This window comes from Arthrobacter sp. Z1-15 (assembly GCF_054792395.1).
The window spans coordinates 3,132,726-3,153,402 of the sequence record NZ_CP096454.1 but is presented as its reverse complement, the minus strand read 5'-3'; the positions used below and the strand labels follow the sequence as shown (position 1 = coordinate 3,153,402).

Sequence of the window (20,677 nt, the reverse complement as noted above, 5' to 3'; positions counted from 1 at the left end):
CTGTTCCCCACAGCCGGGCCCCTTGGTACCCGGCCGTTTTCTCCATAACTGCTGCTCGGTTGCGGCTGCTGCCCGGGTGTTTCGGGGCCCGGGCAGCAGAGGCCCGCAGTTCGATGGGATGGAAGGGGGTTCTGTAGGGTGGAAGGGCCGTTCATTCGCCGGGGGAGCGAGGGAAGGGATTTCGCTACGCGGGTGCCCGACGCAGGCGGCGAAGTACCATCCCAGAACAAACGTCCAGATCAATCGCCCCTTCCGGAACGAAAGACGCAGACCCCATGACTGAAAACACGCCCGATTCCGACCCCGATTACCCGGAGAACTGGCCCACGCGGCGAGGCCTGCGTACCACCGCGCAACGCAGCGCAGGAAACAGCGGGGCAGGGACGGACACCTCCACGTTTGCCGACCGGATCTTCAGCGCAGACGACGGCAATTTCGCCGGATCACTCTCCTCCGGTGACGGGTTCTCCGGGTACCGCCTGGACACCGGACCCGGACAGGACTATCCGGCGGCGCCTCCGGTTCCCCCGCTGCCCCCGGAGCCGTTTTTCGAGCCGGTCCCGGCAGGTGCTGCTGATGCCACTGCCGCCGGGTACGACGTTCCGGACCTGAATCCGGACCTGAATCCGGTCCAGACGCCCGTTCCGTCATTTGCGGTCCTGCCGGTGCCCGACCGCGCTCCCGCCCCGGCGCCTGCCGCGGTTCCAGCCCCAGCCCCAGCGCCGGCACCGGCACCTGAACCCGCGCGCAGCGCCCCGGAACCCGCCGCCGAACCTGCCGGTACCCGTGCGGAACTGCGCGAGCGCGCCCCGGCCCGCCGCCGGGCGTCGTTCCTGGACACCCAGACAGCCCGCATCCCCGCCACCCGCGGTTTCCGCGGCCTGCTCGCCGGCCTCGGTCTTCGGATGTCCCCGTCCGAGTCTGAACTGGCCGAGCGCCGCGACATCCGCGCCGTCAGCCAGCACTGGCCCGGGCCGCGGACCATCTCCGTGGTCAACGGCAAGGGCGGCGCCAACAAGACGCCCACCACCGTGATGCTGGCTGCAGTGTTCGCCCGCAACGGCGGCGGCCCCGTGCTGGCCTGGGACAACAACGAAACCCGCGGAACCCTGGGCTGGCGCACCGAGCAGGGCCCCCATGACGCAACCGTGATGGACCTGCTGCCCAACACCGGGAATCTGCTGTCGCCGTCGGCCCAGTCCGCACTGCTGGCCCGCTTCGTGCACCACCAGACCGAGGACAAATTCGACGTCCTGCGGTCCAAGCCGGATGTCCTGGCCTCCGAGCAGAAAATCACGATGGCTGACTTTGACGCCCTGCATGAAGTGGCCTCCAAGTACTTCCGGCTCAATCTGGTGGACTCCGGAAATGATGAAAGCGCTGAGCGCTGGCTGCGGATGATCCACCACACGGACCAGCTGGTCATTGCCACCACCACGGTCGAAGAGCATGCCGAGGCCGGCGCACTGCTGCTGGAGGCACTCCAGGAACGCGGCGGTGCGTTTGCCCAGCTTGCGGCCGGCGCCGTCGTCATTGTCAGCCAATCCGACCGCAACGGCACCGACGCCCAGATCCGGTCAGTGGCCCAGGGGTTCGAGCCGCTGGCCCGGGCCACGGTCACCATCCCCTATGACGCTGCCCTGCGGAAGGGACAGATCCGTTTCGGTTCGCTGCGTCCCGCCACCCAGCGGGCCTGGCTGGCTGCCGCTGCGGCTGTGGCGGAGGGGCTTTCGGAGCCCGTTCCGGCAACTTAGTCAGCTTGCTTATTGTCTGTCGGGTTTTCTAGGGTAGAGGCAGGGGAACCGGGAGGTTCCGCGGCGGTTCCCAAACCGCCGGCCAAGCATCGAGCGAATATCGGAGGCACCATGGCTGAACATGACATTTCCGGCAAGAAGGTCGCTTTTCTCCTGACCGACGGCGTGGAGCAGGTGGAGCTCACCAGTCCCTGGGACGCGGTGAAGGACGCCGGCGGCGAGCCCACGCTCGTTTCGCCGTCCACCGGCACCATCCAGGGTTTTGACGGCATCGAGAAGGGTGAAACCTTCACCGTTGACCTGGCGGTCGCCGATGCGAATGCCGAGGACTACGATGCCCTGGTGCTGCCCGGCGGAGTGGTCAACGCCGATTTCCTCCGGGTGGACAAAGACGCGCAGAACTTCGCCCGCGCCTTCTTCGAGGCGCACAAGCCGGTAGCCTCCATCTGCCACGGTCCGTGGCTGCTGATCGAGGCCGGCGTGGTGAAGGGACGGGACATGACGTCCTATCCGTCGCTGGCAACCGACCTGAAGAACGCCGGCGCCAATTGGAGCGACGAGGAAGTTGTGGTGGACCAGGGGCTGGTCACCAGCCGCAACCCGGGCGACCTGCCGGCCTTCAACGACAAGCTGCTTGAAGAGATCGCCGAAGGCGAGCACGAAGGCCAACACGCCTGACTCAGCACGGTTCCGGCTGAAGACGCCCGATAATGGGGTGGGGAAGAAATTCCCCGCCCCATTTTTTCTGCCCGCCGGCCTGAGCCGTCGGAATTGTGTCACTGCCCGAACTGCCTGGAGATCCGCACATGACTGACGACCGGTACCTGTGCACCGGAGTGTCCTGGGACGACGGCGGCCCCTACCTGGCACTGAGCTCTCCCGACGGCGAAAAACGCCGGCAGAGACTGGACCCCGGCACCCTCCTGTCCTACCGGGTGCTCCCCGGAGACGGCGGAGCGCTGAAGTTCTGCCTGGGATCGGTGAAGGTTCAGGACCGCCACAGCCGGACCCACGAGCCCTGCCCCGCACACAGCGCAGCGGACCGCGGCTATCAGTGCGGCCCCTGTTTCGCCCGCGACGACTGGCGGCTGGTGCACAACAGCCACCGTTCCGGCATTGCTTCCCCGGGACTGAAGCTGTACCTGGCGCAGCCGCACTGGCTGTACGTCGCCACCTTTGCCGACGGAACAACCAAGGTGGGCACGGCGGCGGACGGACACAAGCGCCTGCGCCTGACTGAACAGGGGGCCGTGGCGGCGCGGTACATCGCCCGCGCCGCGGACGGGCGCGTCGTTCGGATCCTGGAAGATCTGGTCACTGCCGAAGCGGGACTGGTCCAGACCGTGCGGGCCGAGGCCAAGATCTCGGCCCTGGCCCGGCCGCTGGCACCGGATGTACTGGACGGACTCAACGCCGGCCATGCGGACGCCGCGCGGCTCCTGCTGGCGGCTTCCGGAACCGAAGGGTTTACCGTCACGGAGGAAGTCTGGCAGCGCCCGGACCAGGCGCTGGCGGTGCCCGATGCCGCCGGGGCGGTCCCGTATCCGCTGGATCCCGGAGCCGGGGAACACGGCATGGTGATTGAGGCAATGCTCGGGGCCGCGGCGCTGGTGCGGGTGGAGGATTCCGAGATCCCGTTTCTCGCCAACCTGGCCCGGCTCAAGGGCAGGCGCCTGCGCACCGGTTCCTACCGGACCCTGCTGCCGGCCCTGCAGACCGCGCTCTTCTAGCCGCGTCCCGGCGGCGGGCGCCGCTCCCGTCCGTCCCGCAGCCCCGGCTCCGTTTCGCGGCCAACTACGCGCCGCCTGTATTCTGGGACCATGCTAAACACTCCCTGGGAGACCGGTTCCGCCCTCTACCGCAAACTGGTTGTCTCCGCGCTGGTGATCTCGGGAGCCGGAGTACTGATGGTCGTCGTCGGCGCCGTCAGCGACGCTCAGCTGCTGATGTACATTGCCGCCCCGGTGATTGCTGTGGGCATGTGCCTGCACATCGCCGGTATGGTGGTTCGAGCCCGGGACGCCCGGCGCCGGATGAAGGGAACCAAATGAGCATCAATCCCGAACTGCAGGGCCGCAGCTACCCCGCCAGCGACCCCTACCAGGTGGGCCGCGAGAAAATCCGCGAGTTCGCCCGTGCAGTCAAAGCCGGCCACGCCGCCCACTTCGACGTCGCCGAAGCCCAGAGTCTGGGGTATTCGGACCTGGTGGCTCCGCCTACGTTCGCCGTGATCGTCGCCCAGCGCGCCGACGCGCAGCTGATCTCCGACCCGGAAGCCGGGATCGATTTCAGCCGGGTTGTCCACGCGGACCAGCGCTTCACGCACCACCGGCCCATCATTGCGGGTGACGAACTGATCGCTGAGCTTTACGTGGATTCAGTCCGGGCCATGGGCGACGGCGCCCTGCTCACCACCCGCTCGGAGATTTCCACCACGGAGGGCGAAAAGGTCGCCACCGCCGTGTCATCCATCCTCGTTCGAGGAGAAGGGCAGTAACGCCGTGTCGATTGCATTGAGCGAGCTTGCCACCGGGCAGGAAATCGGTTCGGCAACGCTGGAGATTTCCCGCGCCGACCTTGTCCGTTACGCCGGAGCATCCGGAGATTTCAACCCCATTCACTGGAACGAACGTTTTGCCCGCAGCGTGGAGCTGCCCGGGGTCATCGCCCACGGCATGTTCACGATGGGTGCCGCGGTGCAGCTGGTCACTGATTGGATCGGCGATCCCGGCGCCGTCATCGACTACCAGACGCGCTTTACCCGTCCCGTTCCGGTTCAGGACCTGGACGATGCGCCGGGCGCCGTCGTCGAAATCACCGGCGTGATCGGTGCCCTCGACACGGACAACTCCACCGCCCGCGTGGATCTCACCGTCACTTTCAACGGCCAGAAGGTCCTGGTCAAGGCACAGGCGGTTGTACGGATCTGGTGAGCGCCCTGACTTCCGTGCCCCTGGCATCACTGACCACCTCGCGTGTCGGCGGCCCGGCACGCCGTTACATCAACGCGGAAAGCGAAGATGAACTCATCGGCGCTGTGCGCGCCGCCGATGAGGCGAAGGAGCCGCTGCTCATTGTGGGCGGAGGCTCCAACCTGCTGATTTCAGACGCCGGTTTCGACGGCGCCGTCGTCCATGTCGCCACCCGCGGGCTGGAGACGAGCGGCAACCCCGACGGAACCGTGACCGTCCGCGCGCAGGCCGGACATCCCTGGGACGACGTCGTGGAGCAGACGCTGCGCGGAGGATGCTCCGGATTGGAGGCGCTCTCCGGCATCCCCGGTCTGGCCGGTGCGACGCCGGTACAGAACGTGGGTGCCTACGGTGCCGACGTTTCGCACACGATTACCGGCGTCAGGGCATGGGACCGCAGGGAACGCAGCATCGTGACGTTCGCCAACGAGGACCTGCAGTTTGGGTACCGGGATTCGGTGCTTAAGCGGAGTACGGTCAACGGCTCTCCCCGCTATGTGGTTCTCACCGTCGACTTCGGCCTGACCCGGGGCATGGAAAGTGCTCCGGTGCGGTACGCCGAGCTGGCCCGGGCACTGGGCGTTGCGGTGGGGGAGCGGGCTGCCGCCGAAGACGTGCGCCGCGAGGTGCTGCGGCTGCGGGCCGGAAAGGGCATGGTGCTGGACCCCGAAGACCCCGACACCTACAGCACCGGGTCCTTCTTCACCAACCCGGTGGTGCCCGAGGAGTCCGCCGCACATTTGCCGCCCGAGGCTCCGCGCTACCCCGTGGCGCAGCCCGGCATGGTCAAACTCAGCGCTGCCTGGCTGATCGACCGGTCCGGATTCCCCAAGGGCTTTGGCCTGCCGTCCACGGGGCAGGGCGCCGAACTGGCCGGGGGCCGGGCCTCGCTCTCCACCAAGCACACGCTGGCCGTGACGAACCGGGGCACCGCCACCGCTGAAGATCTGCTGGCTGTGGCGCGGGCCGTAGCCGAAGGCGTGGAAGATGCGTTCGGTATCCGGCTGCACCCCGAGCCGCTGCTGATCAACTGCAGCCTCTGACTGCCTGACCGGCTGCCTGGCTAAGTGGACCGCCTGGCTGCCTGCCGTGGCCCCGGCCAGCCGCCCGGCGGCTAGCCATCATCCCGGCGGCCCAGGGCAGGCCCGCGCCGCGCCCAGGCCGCCGCCGCCCTCGTGCTGCGGATGGCAGCGCGGTCCCGGCGCGGATCCAGGAGGTGGCAGTTGCACAGCCACTGGACCAGCCGCGGCGTCAGGCTGACCTGTGTTCTTCGGTCCTGGAGATCCGGCAGCAGCCACTCCGGTTCCAGGAAACCGCTGAGCGTGTAGGCGAGCACTTCCGCTCCGAACAGCCGCGCGAAGGCCGAGTCGGGCTCCAGGGAGCGTTCCAGGTCAAGCAGCTCGGCGTCTTCGGGACAGAGGACCCGCTCGCCTTCCGCTTCGAGGTAATCCCGCAGGTGTCCTCCCACCCGCAGATATCTCACACCGGTGGGTATCTGCTTTCCGACGCAGCTGGACGCGAAAAAGCTGTCGAGGATGGAATCTATGGATTCAAAGGGGTGCCGGCCCGGCGGTGTGTGCTCCATGGGAACACCGTCCCACCCGCCACTGACATTCGCGGGAGGGCCGCTTACCGACCGGCGGCACCGGCGGAAGCATGCGCCCTAGAGGTTGCCGGTGGCGATCTTCAGCATACGGCGCAGCGGCTCGGCCGCGCCCCAGAGCAGCTGGTCGCCGATGGTGAAGGCACTGATGTATTCCGGGCCCATTTCCAGCTTGCGGATCCGGCCCACCGGGATGTCCAGGGTTCCGCTGACCGCCACCGGAGTCAGTTCAGCCATTGAGGCTTCCTTGGTGTTCGGAACCACCTTCGCCCACTCATTGTCGGCCGCGATAATGCGTTCGATCTCAGCAACCGGCAGATCTTCGGTGAGCTTCAGGGTGAGCGCCTGGGAATGTGAGCGCATGGCGCCGATGCGGATGCACAGCCCGTCGAACGGAATCCGGCCCTCGGTTTCCCGGCCCAGGATCTTGTTGGTCTCGGCGCCGGCCTTCCACTCTTCCTTGGACTGCCCGTTGCCCAGGTCCGCATCGATCCAGGGGATCACCGAACCGGCCAGCGGCACGCCGAACTGGGAGGAATCCATACCCGGGTCCTTCTGCCGGGCCAGGACCGCGCGGTCGATGTCCAGGATGGCGGAGGCAGGATCGGCCAGCTTGTCGGCTACGGCCGAATTCAGCTCGCCGAACTGGTTGAGCAGTTCGCGCATGTGCCGGGCGCCGCCGCCGGAGGCTGCCTGATAAGTCATGGACGTGCCCCACTCGACCAGGCCGTTGCGGAACAGTCCGCCCAGGCCCATGAGCATGCAGGAGACCGTGCAGTTGCCGCCTACGAAGTTCTTTATGCCGCGGGCCAGCCCGGCGTCGATGACGTCGCGGTTCACCGGGTCCAGGACGATGATCGAGTCCTGCTCCATGCGCAGGGTGGACGCCGCGTCAATCCACAGGCCGTCCCAGCCGGCGTCGCGCAGCTTGGGATAAACCTCGGACGTGTAGCCGCCGCCCTGGGCGGTGACAATGATCGGCAGTTTCGCCAGCGCCTCGACGTCGTACGCGTCCTGGAGCTTCCCGGCACCGTCGGCAAAGGACGGCGCGGCACCTCCGGCATTGGAGGTGGAGAAAAACACGGGGTTGATCAGGCCAAAGTCGCCCTCATCCTGCATGCGCTGCATGAGGACGGAACCGACCATGCCCCGCCAGCCGATGAAGCCCGCGGTGGGTACGGAGGTAGCTGCGAAAGTCATGCTCCCAGTTTAGGGCAGGACTGCCTGGGCGTCCTGATTGGTGACGCTGCCGGAAGGCTTCTGTGTGCGGACCCACACCGCGATCCGGTAGGAGGTCCCGTTGGCGGCGGTGTGCCAGTCCTCCGCGGGGCTGACCGCGGTGAAGGTCCAGTCGGGGCCCAGCCGGGGAGCATAGGTGTCACCCTCGAGGCTTGTCTCGATCACGGTCACTACGGCGGCGTCGGCAAACGGCGCGGCTGCCTCATACAGCTGCGCCCCGCCGACGATCCAGATCTGGTCCCCGCCCGGGCTGTGCCGGGCCGTGTGCAGCGCTTGTTCCAGGGACGAGACCACGACGGCGCCCGCAGGTGAAATCTCGTCCGCAAGCGTTTGGCTGGAACTCACCACGATGTTGGTGCGGCCGGGCAGGGGGCGGTAGGCGGGCGGGAAGGACTCCCAGGTGCGCCGACCCATGATGACCGGATGTCCGGCGGTGGTGTTCTTGAAATGTGCCAGGTCTTCGGGCAGGTGCCAGGGCATGCCGCCGTCGCGCCCGATCACGCCGTCGAGCGTTTGGGCCCAGATCATGCCGATCACCGGAGCGGGTTTTCCGGACGGGCCGGCCTCCGCCAGCGCTGAGGACAGATCCAGGCCCTCCGAGGAGCCTTCCCCGGCGACGGGAAAATAGCGGATGGGATCAACGGGTGAACTCAAGGGGCTGCGCCTCTCAAACTGCAATCGGGGCTTTGATGCCGGGATGGTGGCGGTAGTCCAGGACCTCGAAGTCCTCCAGCGCGTAGTCGAAAATAGACTCCGGCTTTCGGGCCAGGCGCAGCTGGGGATAGGGGTAGGGCTCGCGGCTGAGCTGCTCGCGGACCTGGTCCACGTGGTTGTCGTAGATGTGCACGTCACCGCCGGTCCAGACGAACTCGCCGGGTTCCAGCCCGGTCTGCTGTGCCACCATCAGGGTCAGCAGTGCGTAGGAAGCGATGTTGAACGGCACGCCGAGGAACAGGTCCGCCGAGCGCTGGTAGAGCTGGCAGGAGAGCTTGCCGTCGGCCACGTAGAACTGGAACATGGCGTGGCACGGCGGCAGCGCCATGTTGTCCACCTCGGCGGGGTTCCAAGCCGTGACGATGTGGCGGCGGGAATCGGGATTGGTCCGGATGCTCTCGACCACCTTGGCGATCTGGTCAATCTGTCCGCCGTCCGGAGCCGGCCACGAGCGCCACTGGACGCCGTAGACCGGGCCCAGCTCGCCGTCGTCGTCGGCCCATTCGTTCCAGATGCTCACGCCGCGCTCCTGGAGCCAGCGGACATTGGAATCCCCGCGCAGGAACCAGAGCAGTTCAAGGGCCACTGATTTGAAGTGCACCCGCTTGGTGGTGATCAGCGGAAAGGAATCCCGCAGGTTAAAGCGCATCTGCCGGCCGAAAACGCTGCGCGTTCCGGTGCCTGTGCGGTCGGATTTTTGCGTCCCGTGCGCCATGACGTCGCGGAGCAGGTCTTCGTACGGGGTAGGAATAGTCACCGCACCAGTCTAGTTGCTTCCTGCCCGGCCCGAAGGATTGGTTCGATGGCGTGGATGGCCCGGACGGAGTCGATGGCCGGTTTCTGCACGTTGGATGGGAAATGCCTAAGTGATGGGACATGCTAAGTGGAGAGCTCGGCCACCAAACGGCGGTAACGGCGCAAGGCCAGCAGCCCGGCCCCGCCCATCGCCGCGAGGAATCCCAGCGTGGGAAGGGCAAACAGCAGGACCGATCCGTCCGGCGGCAGAAACCAGCCGCGCAGGCTGATCCAGCCCACCAGCAGGGACAGCTCCACAGTCGTCAAGGCCAGGAAATACAACGTTGCATCCATGCCGGCCTGTTGATGCACCTGCTCATCGACGCCGGCCGGAGCGGCGTTGTTGAGCGGAAACGGCCGGATAACCAGGGCTGTCACGTACAGGAACAGGATCAGGCCGGCGGAGATCAGCGGGCCGAAGAACACCGTCCCGAAGGACTTCTCCTCATAGCGGTCCGCGGTGCCGGAGCCGTCCCAATGCACCGGCAGGCGCTCCGGCAGCGTTGGCCAGGCCGCTGCTCCCACCGCTGCCACCAGCACCGCTACGAGCCCGGCGGCCAGATACCAGCCGGGGTGGACGCCCGGCACGGAGGCGGCCCTGCTCACAGCTCTCAGAGGGCTCCGCCTGCAGCTTCGGGAGCGGCTGCGTCGTGCTCGCCGCCGTCGCCGACGCGTTCGCGGGCCATGAAGTTCTCCAGGTCAAAGAGGTTGTCCGCACGCTTGGCCACGGTGAGCAGCGTGGACATGGAGGCCACTTCCTCAACCTGTTCCTTCAGGAACCAGAGCATGAACTGCTCGCCCAGCGCATCGCCCTCGGCGCGGGCCGCCGCGAACAGCGCCTCGATCTGGCGGGTGACCTGCTGCTCCTGCTCCAGGGCCAGGGCAATCGGTTCCACCACGGAGCTGAAGCCGTTACGCACGGCGGCCACGCCGGGAATGCGCACGGGAAGATCGCGGTCCAGCATGTACTGCACCAGCATCATGGCGTGGTTGCGTTCCTCAACCGACTGCGCGTAGAAGTGGCGGGCCAGCTGCGGAAGGTCTTCGCCGTCGAAGAACACAGCCATCGCCACGTACTGCTGCGAGGCGTTGAATTCGTGGCCGATCTGGGCTTCAAGGAGTTCTGTGAAAGTGGTCATGCGCCTACCCTAGGCTCCTGCAGGGCGCGGCAAAAGCACGGTTAGGCTTAGCTTCGCCCGGCCCAGGAGCGCCGGGGCGACGGCGCGGGCCGGCCCCCTCAGTCGTCGAAGGCCCGGAACCGCTCCAGCGAAACGATTCGCCCCTCGTCGGCCGCGCTGACCTGGCAGATAACGGCTTCCCCCGGCGCCAGATAGGGGTCCTTGGCCGGCAACCCGACGGACAGGCCTGCCGGCATGTGCCGGGCGAGGACCTCAAAGACCACGGGAAGCACCGGCCGGTGGGTGCACACCACCACGGGTTTGCCCTTGTCGAACTGCGCCTCCACCGCGCTGCGGGCCTTCCCCGGCTTGCGTTTGGCACTGCGCTCGGTGATGGCGTCCACCGTCTTGAACTTCACCGACCTGGTCTTCACATACGGGCGCACCGTCTGCACGCACCGCACCCACGGGCTGGACACCACGCGGTCCGGCTGCCAGGCCGCCAGCAGCCGTGACACCGCCTGTGCCTGGCGCAGGCCGGTGGCAGCCAGCGGGCGGTCTCCCTCGGCGCGCGTCCAGGAGGAACGGGGCTTGGCTTTGGCATGGCGGACAATGATCAGCGGCCAGGTCCGCAGCCTGCCCTCGGCGTGCGCCTCTTCAAGGGCATGCAGGGGCAGCCGGTCGGAGGGATTGGTCAGCTCCGCGTGGGCTTCGGCAGGGCTGCACCAGCGGACGCCGTCCACTTCCTTGCCGTCCGGCACCGGTTTGCCGTCCTGAATCCGGGCAGCCCAGTAGTGGACAATCTTCATGCCCGAGGACACCGGATACACCGTGGCCGGCAGCGGGATGCCCAGGCGGATGCCGATGCCGGCTTCCTCCCGGACTTCCCGGACGGCGCACTCCGGAGTCGTTTCACCGTCATCGAGCTTGCCCTTGGGCCAGGACCAGTCCTTGTACCGGGGGCGGTGGATCATAAGCACCTCAAGCTGGCCGTTCCGCGTGCGCCAGCAGAGGGCACCGGCGGCAACCACCTTGATCGTCTCCGGCACCGCGGCGCCGGCTTCCGGAGCCTGTTCCTCGTCGGGCCAGCCACCCCGGGGCTTGGCAGGCTCGTCCGGAAGCCGGGTCCGCTCGCCCGTGGAAGTGTCAGGTTCAGAGGACATGGACATGGCGGTCAACGGCGGGCGGCGGCACGCTGGCGGGACCGGGAGGCCAGCAGCCAGGACTGGACGTCCTGCAGCGGTTCCCCCTCTTCGTTTTTGTGGTGCCTGGTCCAGATGCCGTCCTTTTCAAGGTGCCAGCTCGCCGTCCCGGGATCCATGTACCGGTCCATCAGGGAAATAAGGTCCGCAACATCTTCCCTTGAGGCCAGCTGAACCAGGGCTTCGACCCGGCGGTCCAGGTTGCGGTGCATCATGTCGGCCGAACCGATGAACACCACCGGATCGCCGGCGTTGGCGAAGGCAAAAACGCGTGAGTGCTCCAGGAAGCGGCCCAGGACGGACCGCACGGTGATGTTCTCGCTCAGCCCGGGAACGCCTGGCCGCACGGAGCAGATGCCGCGCACAATGACGTCGACCCGCACGCCGGCCTGGGAGGCACGGTACAGCGAATCGATGATCGCCTCGTCCACCATGGAGTTGACCTTGATGATGACGCGGGCGTTCAGGCCGGCCTTCTTATTGGCGATTTCCCGCTCGATCCGGTCAATCAAGCCGGAGCGGACAGACCGGGGAGCCACGAGCAGGCGCTTGAACGTGGATTTCGGGGCGTAGCCGGAGAGCTGGTTGAACAGCTTCGTCAGGTCTTCGCCCACCTGCTCATTAGAGGTCAGCAGCCCCAGGTCCTCGTAATACCGGGCGGTGCGCGGATGGTAGTTGCCGGTGCCGATGTGGCAGTAGCGGCGCAGCCCGTCCACTTCCTGGCGAACCACCAGGGACAGCTTGCAGTGGGTCTTCAGACCCACGATGCCGTACACCACGTGGACGCCCGCCTGCTCCAGCTTGCGCGCCCAGGAGATGTTGGCCTGCTCATCAAAGCGTGCCTTGATCTCCACCAGCGCCAGCACCTGCTTGCCGGACTCGGCGGCGTCAATCAGGGCATCAACGATGGGGGAGTCGCCGGAGGTACGGTACAGGGTCTGCTTGATGGCCTGGACCCGCGGGTCGGCGGCCGCCTGTTCCAGGAAGGCCTGGACCGAGGTGGAGAAGGAATCGTAGGGGTGGTGCAGCAGAATGTCGCGGCGGCGCATCGCCGCGAAAACGTCAGCGGGCTTGGAGGTTTCCGATTCCTTCAGGTGCAGGCTGGTGTGCGGAACCTGCTTGGGATAGTGCAGGTCGGCGCGGTCGATCCGGCTGATGGGGGCCAGGCCGCGCAGGTCCAGCGGTGCGGGCAGCGCGTACACCTCGTCCTCTTCGACCCCCAGCTCGCGCACCAGCAGCTCACGGATGCTGGGATTGATGTCGGTGGTGACTTCGAGCCGGACGGGCGGCCCGAACCGGCGGCGCAGGAGTTCCTTCTCCAGCGCCTGCAGGAGGTTCTCGGCGTCGTCCTCCTCCACCTCCAGGTCCTCGTTGCGGGTGACCCGGAAGGTGTGGTGCTCCATGACGTCCATGCCCGGGAACAGCTGGTCCAGATGCTCGGCGATGACGTCTTCCAGCGGAATGAAACGGGCCACCCGGCCCGCAACGTTGCCGGCGCGCGGGCCGTCCACGGAAATCAGCCGGGGCAGCTGGTCCGGAACCTTGACGCGGGCGAAGAACTCCTTGCCGCTGATGGGGTTGCGCACCACCACGGCCAGGTTCAGCGAGAGCCCGGAGATGTAGGGGAAAGGGTGCGCCGGGTCCACGGCCAGCGGGGTGAGGATCGGAAAGACCTTGGACGCAAACTGGCGGTGCAGGTAGGCCTTGGCGGCGTCGTCGAGCTCGTTCCAGCTCACCAGATGGATCTGCTCCTCGGCCAGGGCGGGGCGGATCTGCCGGGCGAAAACCTCCGCATGGCGCTGCTGCAGCCGGTAGCCAGCCTCGACAATATGCTCCAGCTGTTCGATGGGGCTCAGGCCCGCAGCGGAGGGAACGGCCAGCCCGGTGGCGATCCGGCGCTTAAGGCCGGCCACCCGGACCATAAAGAACTCGTCGAGGTTGGACGCGAAAATCGACAGGAAACTGACGCGCTCCAGCAGGTACAGGTCCGGATCCTCGGCCAGTTCCAGCACCCGGGCGTTGAAGTGGAGCCAGCTGATCTCCCGGTCCAGGAAGCGTTCCGGGCTGATCTCCCCGTCGGGCACCAGCGCGGGGCCGAAGTCGGGTATGTCGATCCGGTCCTCGGTGGCCCGCGGCGCCGACATGGACTCAGCCGACCCGAAAGTGTAATGCGGTTCGGCGGCGGTATCGGATCCCATGGTCTCTCCCTGCAGTGCTGGCGGCGGTTCGGGCTGCGCGCCGGGGAAGCCCCGGCGCATGCAGCCGTCGAATCAACATTACAAGCTGTTAAGGCTCAGCCGGCCGCGTACATCACATCGGCGTCCCACCGAACGAAACCCAGCCTCTTGTACAGCGCCATGGCCGGCTCGTTGTCGGCGTCCACGTACAGCATGATGGCCTGGAGCCCGGCGTCCTGCAGGTGGCGGATTCCGGCAACGGTCAGCGTCTTTCCAAGCCCCAGGCCCTGTGCCCCGGGCACGACGCCAACCACATACACCTCTCCAATGGGCGGATGGCCGCCGGTGCCGGGATGGACCTTGGTCCAGTGGAAGCCGAGGATCGCGCCGTCGTCATCGCGGACGGCGAGGAGGAAGCCCTCCGGATCAAACCAGTCCTCGGCCATGCGGGCGTCCAGATCGGCGCGGGTCATGCTGCCCTGCTCAGGATGGTGGGCAAACGCGGCAGCGTTAGCGGCAAGCCACGCGTCCTCGTCCGCTCCGGGCCGGAAGGGGCGGATGGACACGCCGTCGGGCAGTTTGGCGGCGGGCAGGTCCCCGGCCCCGTCGCTGCGGGTCAGGCGAAGGCGCAGGAGTTCGCGCACCGGGCGGTAGCCAAACCGCTGCGCCAGTTCGACGGCGGCCTCGTGGTTGCCGTGCGACCATGCCTGCGGCGGGGAAGCAAGGCCGCCGCGGACCTGATCCCGGACCGCGGAAGCGAGGGCGGTGCCCACGCTCTTGCCCCGGTACGACGGATGGACAACCAGCTCCAGGACTCCGGGTTCACCGGCCCGGCCGCCCGTCAGCACGGCAACGCCGGCCAGGGCGTCGGCGTTGGCGGATTCCTCGGCGGCACAGGTGGTGAACACCAGCAGAGCGTCGGGGTCCGCGTCGGCGGACCGGAGGTCAACAAGCGTCTGTTCCGAGAGCGGAGGGTTGCCGTCGGCATCAGCGGCCGCCGCCGCCAGCTGGCGGATCCGGGCCAGCAGATCCGGCTCGGGTGTTCCTTTGGTGAGGGTCACGGACCAGGGCTGTGCGCGTTCGTCTCTCATTGAAGAAGCCTAACCCCCGGGCGGCGGGGAGCAACCAGGCCCGGCCAAAGCGGGACCGGCCGGCTGCACCGGGAGCGTGCCTCAGGCGTCCCGGCTGGCGGCGGGGGCCGGATCTTCGGCCATCCGGGAGCGGGTGAACCGGTATCCGACGTTGCGGACCGTGCCGATGAGATTCTCATGGTCCGGCCCGAGCTTGGCGCGCAGCCGCCGCACGTGGACGTCCACCGTGCGGGTGCCGCCGTAGTAGTCGTAGCCCCAGACCTCGTGGAGCAGCTGGTCCCGGGTGAAGACACGGCCCGGATGCTGCGCCAGGTACTTCAGGAGCTCAAACTCTTTGTAGGTCAGGTTCAGGGCGGTGCCGTTCACGCGCGCCGTGTAGCTGGCCTCGTCGATGACGACGCCGGACGCGCGGATCTCGGTGGCGGCTGCCGCGGAAGAGGAGTTGGCACGCGCTGTCATGAGCCGGAGCCGAGCTTCGAGTTCGGCCGGACCCGCCGAGTCGAGAATGACGTCGTCGGCCAGCCAGTTCGCTGCCACTGCGGCCATGCCGCCCTCGGTCAGAATGAGGATCAGGGGCGTGTCGAGTCCGGTGGCCTTCAGCAGCTGGGTCAGGGACCGGGCACCCACGAGGTCTTTGCGGGCATCGACGAGGACCACATCGCTGGGCTCCGTCTCGAGGAGGGCCGTGGGCTCGGCCGGTACAACCTGGACCTTGTGGTTCAACAGTCCGAGGGCAGGCAGGATGTCCACTGAAAGGCCCGGACTGTTGGTCAGGAGCAGTATGTGCGACATGGTTCCTCCGAAAGTTGGGCGCACATCATTGGGCACAAGCTGGACCGCATCCGCAGGAGGCGAAGGTGTTTGAAAGTATAACCACGCGGCCCCGCCCGGCCTGTAGCTTTCATCTGTACTGCGTAATAAGGCAGGATGGATCGAGTGAAACTTTGGAGCGTAGCGGTGCTTGCGGCAGCAGCCCTCATAGGCATCGTTGGTGCTTCGTACTGGTCAGTGGCGGCGGTTGCCGTTTTTACCGCATTGTTGACGGTGGCCGTGGGCGTCGGCTGGCCGCATCTGCTGGATGTCCCCGCCAAGAAAACCCAGGGCGCCGTCCTGGCGCTCGCCGGAGCAGGTGCCTGCGCCGCGGCGTATTTCGCGCCGGCGTCAGCGCTGTTGACCTGGCTGCCCGGTATTGCCGCAGCGGGTGTCGGCGCCATCTTCCTGATCCAGCTGCTGCGCGGCACCGGCCAGGCCCACCGGCTCGAATCCACCATCGGCAACATCGCCGGAGTGCTGCTGACAGTGATGGGATCAGGCTGGGTCGCCGCTGACCGGCTGGCCAACGCCGACGGCAGCCCTGCCGGAGTCACGATCGGTGCGGCCGGCATCCTCGTTGCCCTCGCCGTGTCCCTGATCCCGCTGCCGGACCGGATTGCGGCGCCCCTGGGCGTTGCAGCCGGCGCCCTGGCGGGGGCCCTGGCCGGAGTCCTGCAGCCTGAGGCTGACGTCTCCGCACTGGCAGCGGCCCTGATGGGTGCTGTGGGAGCGGCCGTGATCATGGCGGTGCGCCGGCTGGTCCTGTCCCGCGACATCACCACCCGCCGAGGCCGCGTGGCACTCGCCGCGGCGCCGATCGCGGCGCTGGGCTCGGTTGTCTACTTCATGGCGCGGCTGCTCGTTCCCTAAGGACGTCCGCGGATGTCATGTGAGGAAACGCGTCCGGCTGCGGGTTAGGATGTAGCTATGGATTCGCTCTTAGCCCTTGAAATCTTCTTTATCGTTCTGCTCGGCATCACCGGCGTCGGCATGGCAGCTTTCGCCGGCCTGGTCATCAGCCGCCTGTACAAAGGGCAGAAGTAACCCACCCTCAGCAACCCGAAGGAACAGGTCAGCGCCATGCCCATGGAGATCCCCACCGATCTGACCCCTGAACTCGTGCCGCTGTCCTGGCTCCTTGGTACCTGGGAAGGCTCCGGCCGGCTCGGGGAGGGGGAAGCCGACTCCGAGTACTTCACGCAGCGCGTGACGTTCAGCCAGAATGGCCTGCCCTATCTGAAGTACGAGGCTGAAAGCTGGCTCACGGACGAAGAAGGCACCGTCCTGCGCCCCCTCGCGGTTGAGACCGGTTTCTGGGCGCTTGACCGCCCGCTGAACGACGCCGACGGCGGCCCTGGCCTAACTCCCGCTGACATTGTTCCGGCCCTGCGCAGCGCGGACGAAGTCGAAAAGCTCCGCAATGACACCGGGGGCTTCGACATCACGGCCACCATCGTGCACCCCGGAGGCATCGCCGAGCTGTACTACGGTCAGATCAAGGGCCCGCAGATCTCGCTGACGACGGACCTGGTGATGCGCGGCGTCAACTCCAAGGAGTACACCGCTGCCACGCGGATCTTCGGCCTGGTCAACGGTGATCTGTACTGGCGCTGGGATGTGGCCGAAGGCGGCAACGCCCTGAAGGCCCACGCCTCCGCCATTCTTAAGAAGAACGCCTGACCTGCTTTCCCCGGCGGGGAAAGCAGGTGGAATAGCCGCTCCCGCAAGGACGTTGGACCTGATATGACTTACCTGAGCCCCCTCCTGTCCCGCCACGGTGCCGTGGAAGCCGGCGGCCTCGATGCCGGCGTCGCCGCACACTACGGTGACCCCCTGCGTGAACAGCGTGAACTGGCCCGCGGCAACGCCGTCGTGGATCTCTCGCACCGCGGCGTCGTCACCGTCAGCGGCCCTGACCGGCTGAGCTGGCTAAACACTCTTTCATCCCAAAACGTCAGCGACCTGCAGCCGGGCATGAGCTCGGAACTGCTGCTGCTCAGCGTCCAGGGGCGGATTGAGCATGATGCCAGAATCATTGACGACGGCGGCACCGCTTGGCTGATCGTGGAAACAGCGAAAGCTCCCGAGCTGGCGCAGTGGCTCGAGCGGATGAAATTCATGCTCCGGGTGGAAGTGACGGACGTCAGCGCAGACTGGGCCGTGGCAGCAGCAGCGTCGCCGGTCCCCGGGTGGGAACAGTACCGGTCCTGGACCGATCCGTGGCCCAACATTGGCCCCGGAGGATATGCCTACACCGGGGTTCCGGAAGACGCCCACCCCGGACGGGACCGGCCCTGGCACGAGTATCTGATACCGGCGGAGGAACTGGAAGCGGCGGTTGAATCCTCCGGCCGCACCCTCGCCGGCACCATGGCCTCCGAAGCGCTGCGGATTGCCGCCTGGCGCCCGCGGCTGGGCGCCGAGACCGACGACAAGACACTTCCGCACGAGCTGGACCTGATCCGCACCGCGGTGCACCTGGCCAAGGGCTGCTACAAGGGCCAGGAAACCGTGGCGCGGGTGCACAACCTCGGCCACCCGCCCCGCCGGCTGGTGTTCCTGCAGCTGGACGGATCCCAGCACACGCTTCCGGCTTCGGGCAGCGCCGTGATGCTGGGTGAGCGGAAAGTGGGCACCGTAACCTCCGTGGCCCAGCACTATGAGATGGGCGCGGTTGCCCTGGCCGTGGTGAAACGCTCCGTGGATCCCGCCGCACAGCTTGTGGTGGACGACGACGGCGAGCCCTACACTGCGGCGCAGGAGATTATCGTCGCTCCCGATGCGGGCCAGGTTGTCGGGCGTGCCGGAGGCTTCCTGCGCCCGCCCCGGGCATAGCTGCATTCAGCGGTATGACGTTAGACCGACCCACCCCTTCAGAGGAGATCCATGATGACCCAGGAACCCCGTCCAGAGCTTGACGACGACATCATTGAACTGGCGGGATTGGTGTTCGACGCTGCGCGGGCCGGCGATACGGAGGGGATCCGGGGTTACCTGGACGCCGGCGTTCCGGTAAACCTCACCAACGGCTCCGGCGACACGCTGGTAATGCTGGCGTCGTATCACGGCCACGAGGACCTCACCGCCCTGCTGGTGGAGCGGGGTGCGGATGTCAATACGCAGAATGACCGGGGCCAGACCCCGCTGGCGGGTGCCGTCTTCAAGGGCTACACGGGTATCTTCCGCCTCCTGTTGGAGGGGGGAGCGGACCCGGACGCCGGCTCACCCAGTGCAAGGGACACGGCAGGATTCTTCCAACGGCAGGAAATGCTGGACCTGCTGCCCTAACTCCGGCCGGCGCGGCGCCTAAGCCGGCTGGCTGGACTTCTAAACCGACAGCTGGGCTTCTAAACCGACAGCTGGACTTCGGAGCGGACGCCGACGGCGACGAACCCGGCACCGGCAGCGGTGCGTGCGGCTCCGAGGTTGTCCAGCGGTGTCCGGTACTGCGGAATGAGCCCGGCAGCCATGGCCTCTTCGACCGCGACTGATGTGATGTAGCGTCCCAGCCCGCGGCGCCGGGCGTCCGGCGCCGTGAGGGTGCTGATGTCCGCGATGATGCCGTCCCGGATGGTGTAGCCGGCTCCGGCCAGCGCAACCGGTTCCTCCGCACTGTCGTCCACCACCACGAACAGCTGCTCTTTCTCCGCCAGGCCCGCCTCGGCGACGTCGTCGGGCGGGCAGCGGCGCTGAAGCTGCACTGCGAACTCCTGGTCCTCGGCAACGGCCACTTCGTCGGCGGGCTCCACCGGACCGGGGAAGGAATCGGCGAAGCAGAGCCGCTCGGATTCGACCGTCCGCCCGCCGTATTCCACGGAAAGGCTGGCCAGGGCAGTCCTGCGGGTCAATTCGTCGGCACTCTTGCCGCGGACGCGCTCTGCCGCCCACTCGGGGCCGCAGAACACCTCGGACCCGAACAGGCGCACAAAGGAGACCCGCCGGGACTCGTCCCGGACGCTGTAGATGCGGTGCCCGTCCCCGGCTTCGGCCAGCGCGTCATCGGCCAGTCCAAGGCGTCGGGACCAGGCGAGCTGGATGATCGCGATTGTTCCCGGATCCAATGTCATATCTTTCAAACTACACCGTGCTCCTCGCCGGGCCGGGGATTACCCGGCCCGCCTGCAGCTACCCGAACAGGATTGATGCTTCGTCGTAGCGGCGCTGGGGAACCGTCTTGAGGTTGTCCAGCGCTTTTTCAAAGCCCACGTGCACAATGTCGGTGCCGTGCAGGGCCACCATGGTGCCCCACAGGCCGTCGATCACTGAATCAATTGCTGCCATGCCCAGCCGGGTGGCCAGCACGCGGTCGTAGGCCGTGGGAACCCCGCCGCGCTGGATGTGCCCCAGGACGGTGGCGCGGGTTTCGATACCGGTCCGGGCCTCGATTTCAGGAGCGAGCAGCTCGCCGATTCCTCCCAGCCGCGGCCGGCCGAAAGCATCCAGTCCGCGTTCGGAATGGGGGGATTCCATGTCGGTGGTGACAAATCCTTCGGCAACGACCACCAGCGGCGCACGGCCGCGGTCACGGGCCTGGGTCACCCATTCGGCAATCTGGTCCAGACTCTGCGGGTTTTCCGGAATCAGGATGGCGTGTGCACCGGCAGCCATGCCCGAATGCAGGGCGATCCAGCCGACATGGCGTCCCATAACCTCGGCGACCATGCAGCGGTGGTGGGACTCGCCGGTGGTCCGCAGCCGGTCGATCGCTTCGGTGGCAATCTGGACGGCAGTGTCAAAGCCGAAGGTGTAGTCGGTGGCGTCGAGGTCGTTGTCCACCGTCTTGGGCACTCCGACAATGTTCAGTCCGGCGTCGGTGAGCCGTTGGGCCGCGGCCAGGGTGCCCTCGCCGCCGATGGCGATAATCGCATCGATGCCGAGCCGGTCCATCGTCGCCTTGATTTTTTCGGGGCCGCCGTTGGGACCTTCGAAGGGATTGGTCCGGGACGTTCCCAGGATGGTTCCGCCCTGCTTGGAAATACCGCGGACGCTGGTCCGGGGGAGGTCGATGATGTCGCCGTCGACCACTCCGCGCCAGCCGTCCAGGAACCCCACAAATTCCTGGTCATGAATCTTGATCCCTTTCAGGACAGCGCCGCGGATCACTGCGTTGAGTCCGGGGCAGTCGCCCCCACTGGTCAGGATGCCGATCTTCATGATTGAAACCTCTGGTTCTTTTGCAGGGCTGGTGGATCCTCAGCC

The 20,677-nt window shown here is 67.0% G+C and carries 23 protein-coding genes; 11 read left to right on the top strand and 12 right to left on the bottom strand.

The features are described from left to right. Positions 1-275: 275 nt before the first annotated feature. From M1D40_RS14440 to M1D40_RS14410, 7 genes are all read left to right on the top strand, one after another. Positions 276-1,754, top strand: coding sequence for a MinD/ParA family ATP-binding protein (locus M1D40_RS14440; protein ID WP_461169240.1), 1,479 nt, complete (start codon positions 276-278; stop codon positions 1,752-1,754). A gap of 111 nt (positions 1,755-1,865) precedes the next feature. Then, positions 1,866-2,432 (top strand): type 1 glutamine amidotransferase domain-containing protein, encoded by a 567-nt coding sequence (locus tag M1D40_RS14435; protein ID WP_341393338.1) that lies wholly within the window; start codon positions 1,866-1,868, stop codon positions 2,430-2,432. Positions 2,433-2,560: 128 nt separating this feature from the next. Further along, positions 2,561-3,484 carry a DUF2797 domain-containing protein gene (locus M1D40_RS14430; RefSeq protein ID WP_341393339.1) on the top strand — a complete coding sequence of 308 codons (924 nt, stop codon included), beginning with the start codon at positions 2,561-2,563 and terminating at the stop codon, positions 3,482-3,484. Between the two features lie 90 nt (positions 3,485-3,574). Then, a complete protein-coding gene (locus M1D40_RS14425; RefSeq protein WP_341393340.1) occupies positions 3,575-3,805 on the top strand; it encodes a hypothetical protein in 231 nt (76 codons plus the stop codon). Beyond that, positions 3,802-4,251: an FAS1-like dehydratase domain-containing protein gene (locus M1D40_RS14420; protein WP_341393341.1), complete on the top strand. Its 450-nt coding sequence runs from the start codon at positions 3,802-3,804 to the stop codon at positions 4,249-4,251. The genes M1D40_RS14425 and M1D40_RS14420 overlap by 4 nt, the downstream gene beginning before the upstream one ends. A gap of 4 nt (positions 4,252-4,255) precedes the next feature. Continuing rightward, entirely contained in the window at positions 4,256-4,687 is a 432-nt protein-coding gene (locus tag M1D40_RS14415; protein WP_461169239.1) for a MaoC family dehydratase, read from the top strand. Positions 4,688-4,692: 5 nt separating this feature from the next. Next, the gene (locus M1D40_RS14410; RefSeq protein ID WP_341393733.1) at positions 4,693-5,769 is read left to right on the top strand and encodes a UDP-N-acetylmuramate dehydrogenase; all 1,077 of its coding nucleotides are present in this window, start codon (positions 4,693-4,695) and stop codon (positions 5,767-5,769) included. Positions 5,770-5,840: 71 nt separating this feature from the next. Here the strand turns inward: M1D40_RS14410 and M1D40_RS14405 are convergent, their stop codons facing one another. From M1D40_RS14405 to M1D40_RS14360, 10 genes are all read right to left on the bottom strand, one after another. Next, positions 5,841-6,311: a hypothetical protein gene (locus tag M1D40_RS14405; protein ID WP_341393343.1), complete on the bottom strand. Its 471-nt coding sequence runs from the start codon at positions 6,309-6,311 to the stop codon at positions 5,841-5,843. A gap of 78 nt (positions 6,312-6,389) precedes the next feature. Beyond that, the gene (gene asd, locus M1D40_RS14400; RefSeq protein WP_341393344.1) at positions 6,390-7,529 is read right to left on the bottom strand and encodes an aspartate-semialdehyde dehydrogenase; all 1,140 of its coding nucleotides are present in this window, start codon (positions 7,527-7,529) and stop codon (positions 6,390-6,392) included. A gap of 9 nt (positions 7,530-7,538) precedes the next feature. After that, the gene (locus M1D40_RS14395) at positions 7,539-8,222 is read right to left on the bottom strand and encodes a dihydrofolate reductase (RefSeq protein ID WP_461169238.1); all 684 of its coding nucleotides are present in this window, start codon (positions 8,220-8,222) and stop codon (positions 7,539-7,541) included. A 13-nt stretch (positions 8,223-8,235) separates the two neighbouring features. Next, on the bottom strand, positions 8,236-9,039 hold the full coding sequence (locus M1D40_RS14390; protein WP_341393346.1) for a thymidylate synthase: 804 nt from the start codon (positions 9,037-9,039) through the stop codon (positions 8,236-8,238). A gap of 122 nt (positions 9,040-9,161) precedes the next feature. Next, on the bottom strand, positions 9,162-9,683 hold the full coding sequence (locus M1D40_RS14385; protein ID WP_461169237.1) for a DUF1648 domain-containing protein: 522 nt from the start codon (positions 9,681-9,683) through the stop codon (positions 9,162-9,164). A gap of 5 nt (positions 9,684-9,688) precedes the next feature. Further along, a complete protein-coding gene (locus M1D40_RS14380; protein WP_341393348.1) occupies positions 9,689-10,216 on the bottom strand; it encodes a ferritin in 528 nt (175 codons plus the stop codon). A 98-nt stretch (positions 10,217-10,314) separates the two neighbouring features. Beyond that, positions 10,315-11,358, bottom strand: coding sequence for an NUDIX hydrolase (locus M1D40_RS14375; protein ID WP_461169236.1), 1,044 nt, complete (start codon positions 11,356-11,358; stop codon positions 10,315-10,317). Positions 11,359-11,369: 11 nt separating this feature from the next. Beyond that, on the bottom strand, positions 11,370-13,595 hold the full coding sequence (locus M1D40_RS14370) for an RNA degradosome polyphosphate kinase (protein WP_461169235.1): 2,226 nt from the start codon (positions 13,593-13,595) through the stop codon (positions 11,370-11,372). A 95-nt stretch (positions 13,596-13,690) separates the two neighbouring features. Continuing rightward, entirely contained in the window at positions 13,691-14,665 is a 975-nt protein-coding gene (gene mshD, locus M1D40_RS14365; RefSeq protein ID WP_461169234.1) for a mycothiol synthase, read from the bottom strand. An 81-nt stretch (positions 14,666-14,746) separates the two neighbouring features. Continuing rightward, entirely contained in the window at positions 14,747-15,457 is a 711-nt protein-coding gene (locus tag M1D40_RS14360; protein ID WP_341393352.1) for a winged helix-turn-helix transcriptional regulator, read from the bottom strand. Positions 15,458-15,601: 144 nt separating this feature from the next. Between M1D40_RS14360 and M1D40_RS14355 the strand changes: the two genes are divergently transcribed. The 4 genes from M1D40_RS14355 to M1D40_RS14340 all read left to right on the top strand — a co-directional run bounded on the left by M1D40_RS14355 (position 15,602) and on the right by M1D40_RS14340 (position 18,766). Then, positions 15,602-16,348: a hypothetical protein gene (locus tag M1D40_RS14355; RefSeq protein ID WP_341393353.1), complete on the top strand. Its 747-nt coding sequence runs from the start codon at positions 15,602-15,604 to the stop codon at positions 16,346-16,348. Positions 16,349-16,558: 210 nt separating this feature from the next. Then, complete coding sequence (locus M1D40_RS14350) at positions 16,559-17,158, top strand: heme-binding beta-barrel domain-containing protein (protein ID WP_341393354.1); 600 nt, start codon at positions 16,559-16,561, stop codon at positions 17,156-17,158. A 63-nt stretch (positions 17,159-17,221) separates the two neighbouring features. Further along, complete coding sequence (ygfZ, locus tag M1D40_RS14345) at positions 17,222-18,313, top strand: CAF17-like 4Fe-4S cluster assembly/insertion protein YgfZ (protein WP_461169233.1); 1,092 nt, start codon at positions 17,222-17,224, stop codon at positions 18,311-18,313. A gap of 54 nt (positions 18,314-18,367) precedes the next feature. Then, entirely contained in the window at positions 18,368-18,766 is a 399-nt protein-coding gene (locus M1D40_RS14340; protein WP_461169232.1) for an ankyrin repeat domain-containing protein, read from the top strand. Between the two features lie 59 nt (positions 18,767-18,825). Here M1D40_RS14340 and M1D40_RS14335 read toward each other — a convergent pair whose 3' ends face one another. Together M1D40_RS14335 and M1D40_RS14330 are read right to left on the bottom strand one after the other, a co-directional pair. Continuing rightward, positions 18,826-19,539 carry a GNAT family N-acetyltransferase gene (locus M1D40_RS14335; protein WP_461169231.1) on the bottom strand — a complete coding sequence of 238 codons (714 nt, stop codon included), beginning with the start codon at positions 19,537-19,539 and terminating at the stop codon, positions 18,826-18,828. Between the two features lie 64 nt (positions 19,540-19,603). After that, the gene (locus tag M1D40_RS14330; RefSeq protein WP_341393357.1) at positions 19,604-20,632 is read right to left on the bottom strand and encodes a 6-phosphofructokinase; all 1,029 of its coding nucleotides are present in this window, start codon (positions 20,630-20,632) and stop codon (positions 19,604-19,606) included. Positions 20,633-20,677 lie beyond the last annotated feature (45 nt).

Coding starts and splice junctions, on each gene's coding strand:
- M1D40_RS14380 (WP_341393348.1), bottom strand. CDS start 10,216: ATGACCACTTTCACAGAACTCCTTGAAGCCCAGATCGGCCACGAATTC.
- M1D40_RS14430 (WP_341393339.1), top strand. CDS start 2,561: ATGACTGACGACCGGTACCTGTGCACCGGAGTGTCCTGGGACGACGGC.
- M1D40_RS14435 (WP_341393338.1), top strand. CDS start 1,866: ATGGCTGAACATGACATTTCCGGCAAGAAGGTCGCTTTTCTCCTGACC.
- M1D40_RS14360 (WP_341393352.1), bottom strand. CDS start 15,457: ATGTCGCACATACTGCTCCTGACCAACAGTCCGGGCCTTTCAGTGGAC.
- M1D40_RS14440 (WP_461169240.1), top strand. CDS start 276: ATGACTGAAAACACGCCCGATTCCGACCCCGATTACCCGGAGAACTGG.
- M1D40_RS14340 (WP_461169232.1), top strand. CDS start 18,368: ATGACCCAGGAACCCCGTCCAGAGCTTGACGACGACATCATTGAACTG.
- M1D40_RS14405 (WP_341393343.1), bottom strand. CDS start 6,311: ATGGAGCACACACCGCCGGGCCGGCACCCCTTTGAATCCATAGATTCC.
- M1D40_RS14350 (WP_341393354.1), top strand. CDS start 16,559: ATGCCCATGGAGATCCCCACCGATCTGACCCCTGAACTCGTGCCGCTG.
- M1D40_RS14370 (WP_461169235.1), bottom strand. CDS start 13,595: ATGGGATCCGATACCGCCGCCGAACCGCATTACACTTTCGGGTCGGCT.
- M1D40_RS14330 (WP_341393357.1), bottom strand. CDS start 20,632: ATGAAGATCGGCATCCTGACCAGTGGGGGCGACTGCCCCGGACTCAAC.
- mshD (WP_461169234.1), bottom strand. CDS start 14,665: ATGAGAGACGAACGCGCACAGCCCTGGTCCGTGACCCTCACCAAAGGA.
- ygfZ (WP_461169233.1), top strand. CDS start 17,222: ATGACTTACCTGAGCCCCCTCCTGTCCCGCCACGGTGCCGTGGAAGCC.
- asd (WP_341393344.1), bottom strand. CDS start 7,529: ATGACTTTCGCAGCTACCTCCGTACCCACCGCGGGCTTCATCGGCTGG.
- M1D40_RS14375 (WP_461169236.1), bottom strand. CDS start 11,358: ATGTCCTCTGAACCTGACACTTCCACGGGCGAGCGGACCCGGCTTCCG.
- M1D40_RS14420 (WP_341393341.1), top strand. CDS start 3,802: ATGAGCATCAATCCCGAACTGCAGGGCCGCAGCTACCCCGCCAGCGAC.
- M1D40_RS14425 (WP_341393340.1), top strand. CDS start 3,575: ATGCTAAACACTCCCTGGGAGACCGGTTCCGCCCTCTACCGCAAACTG.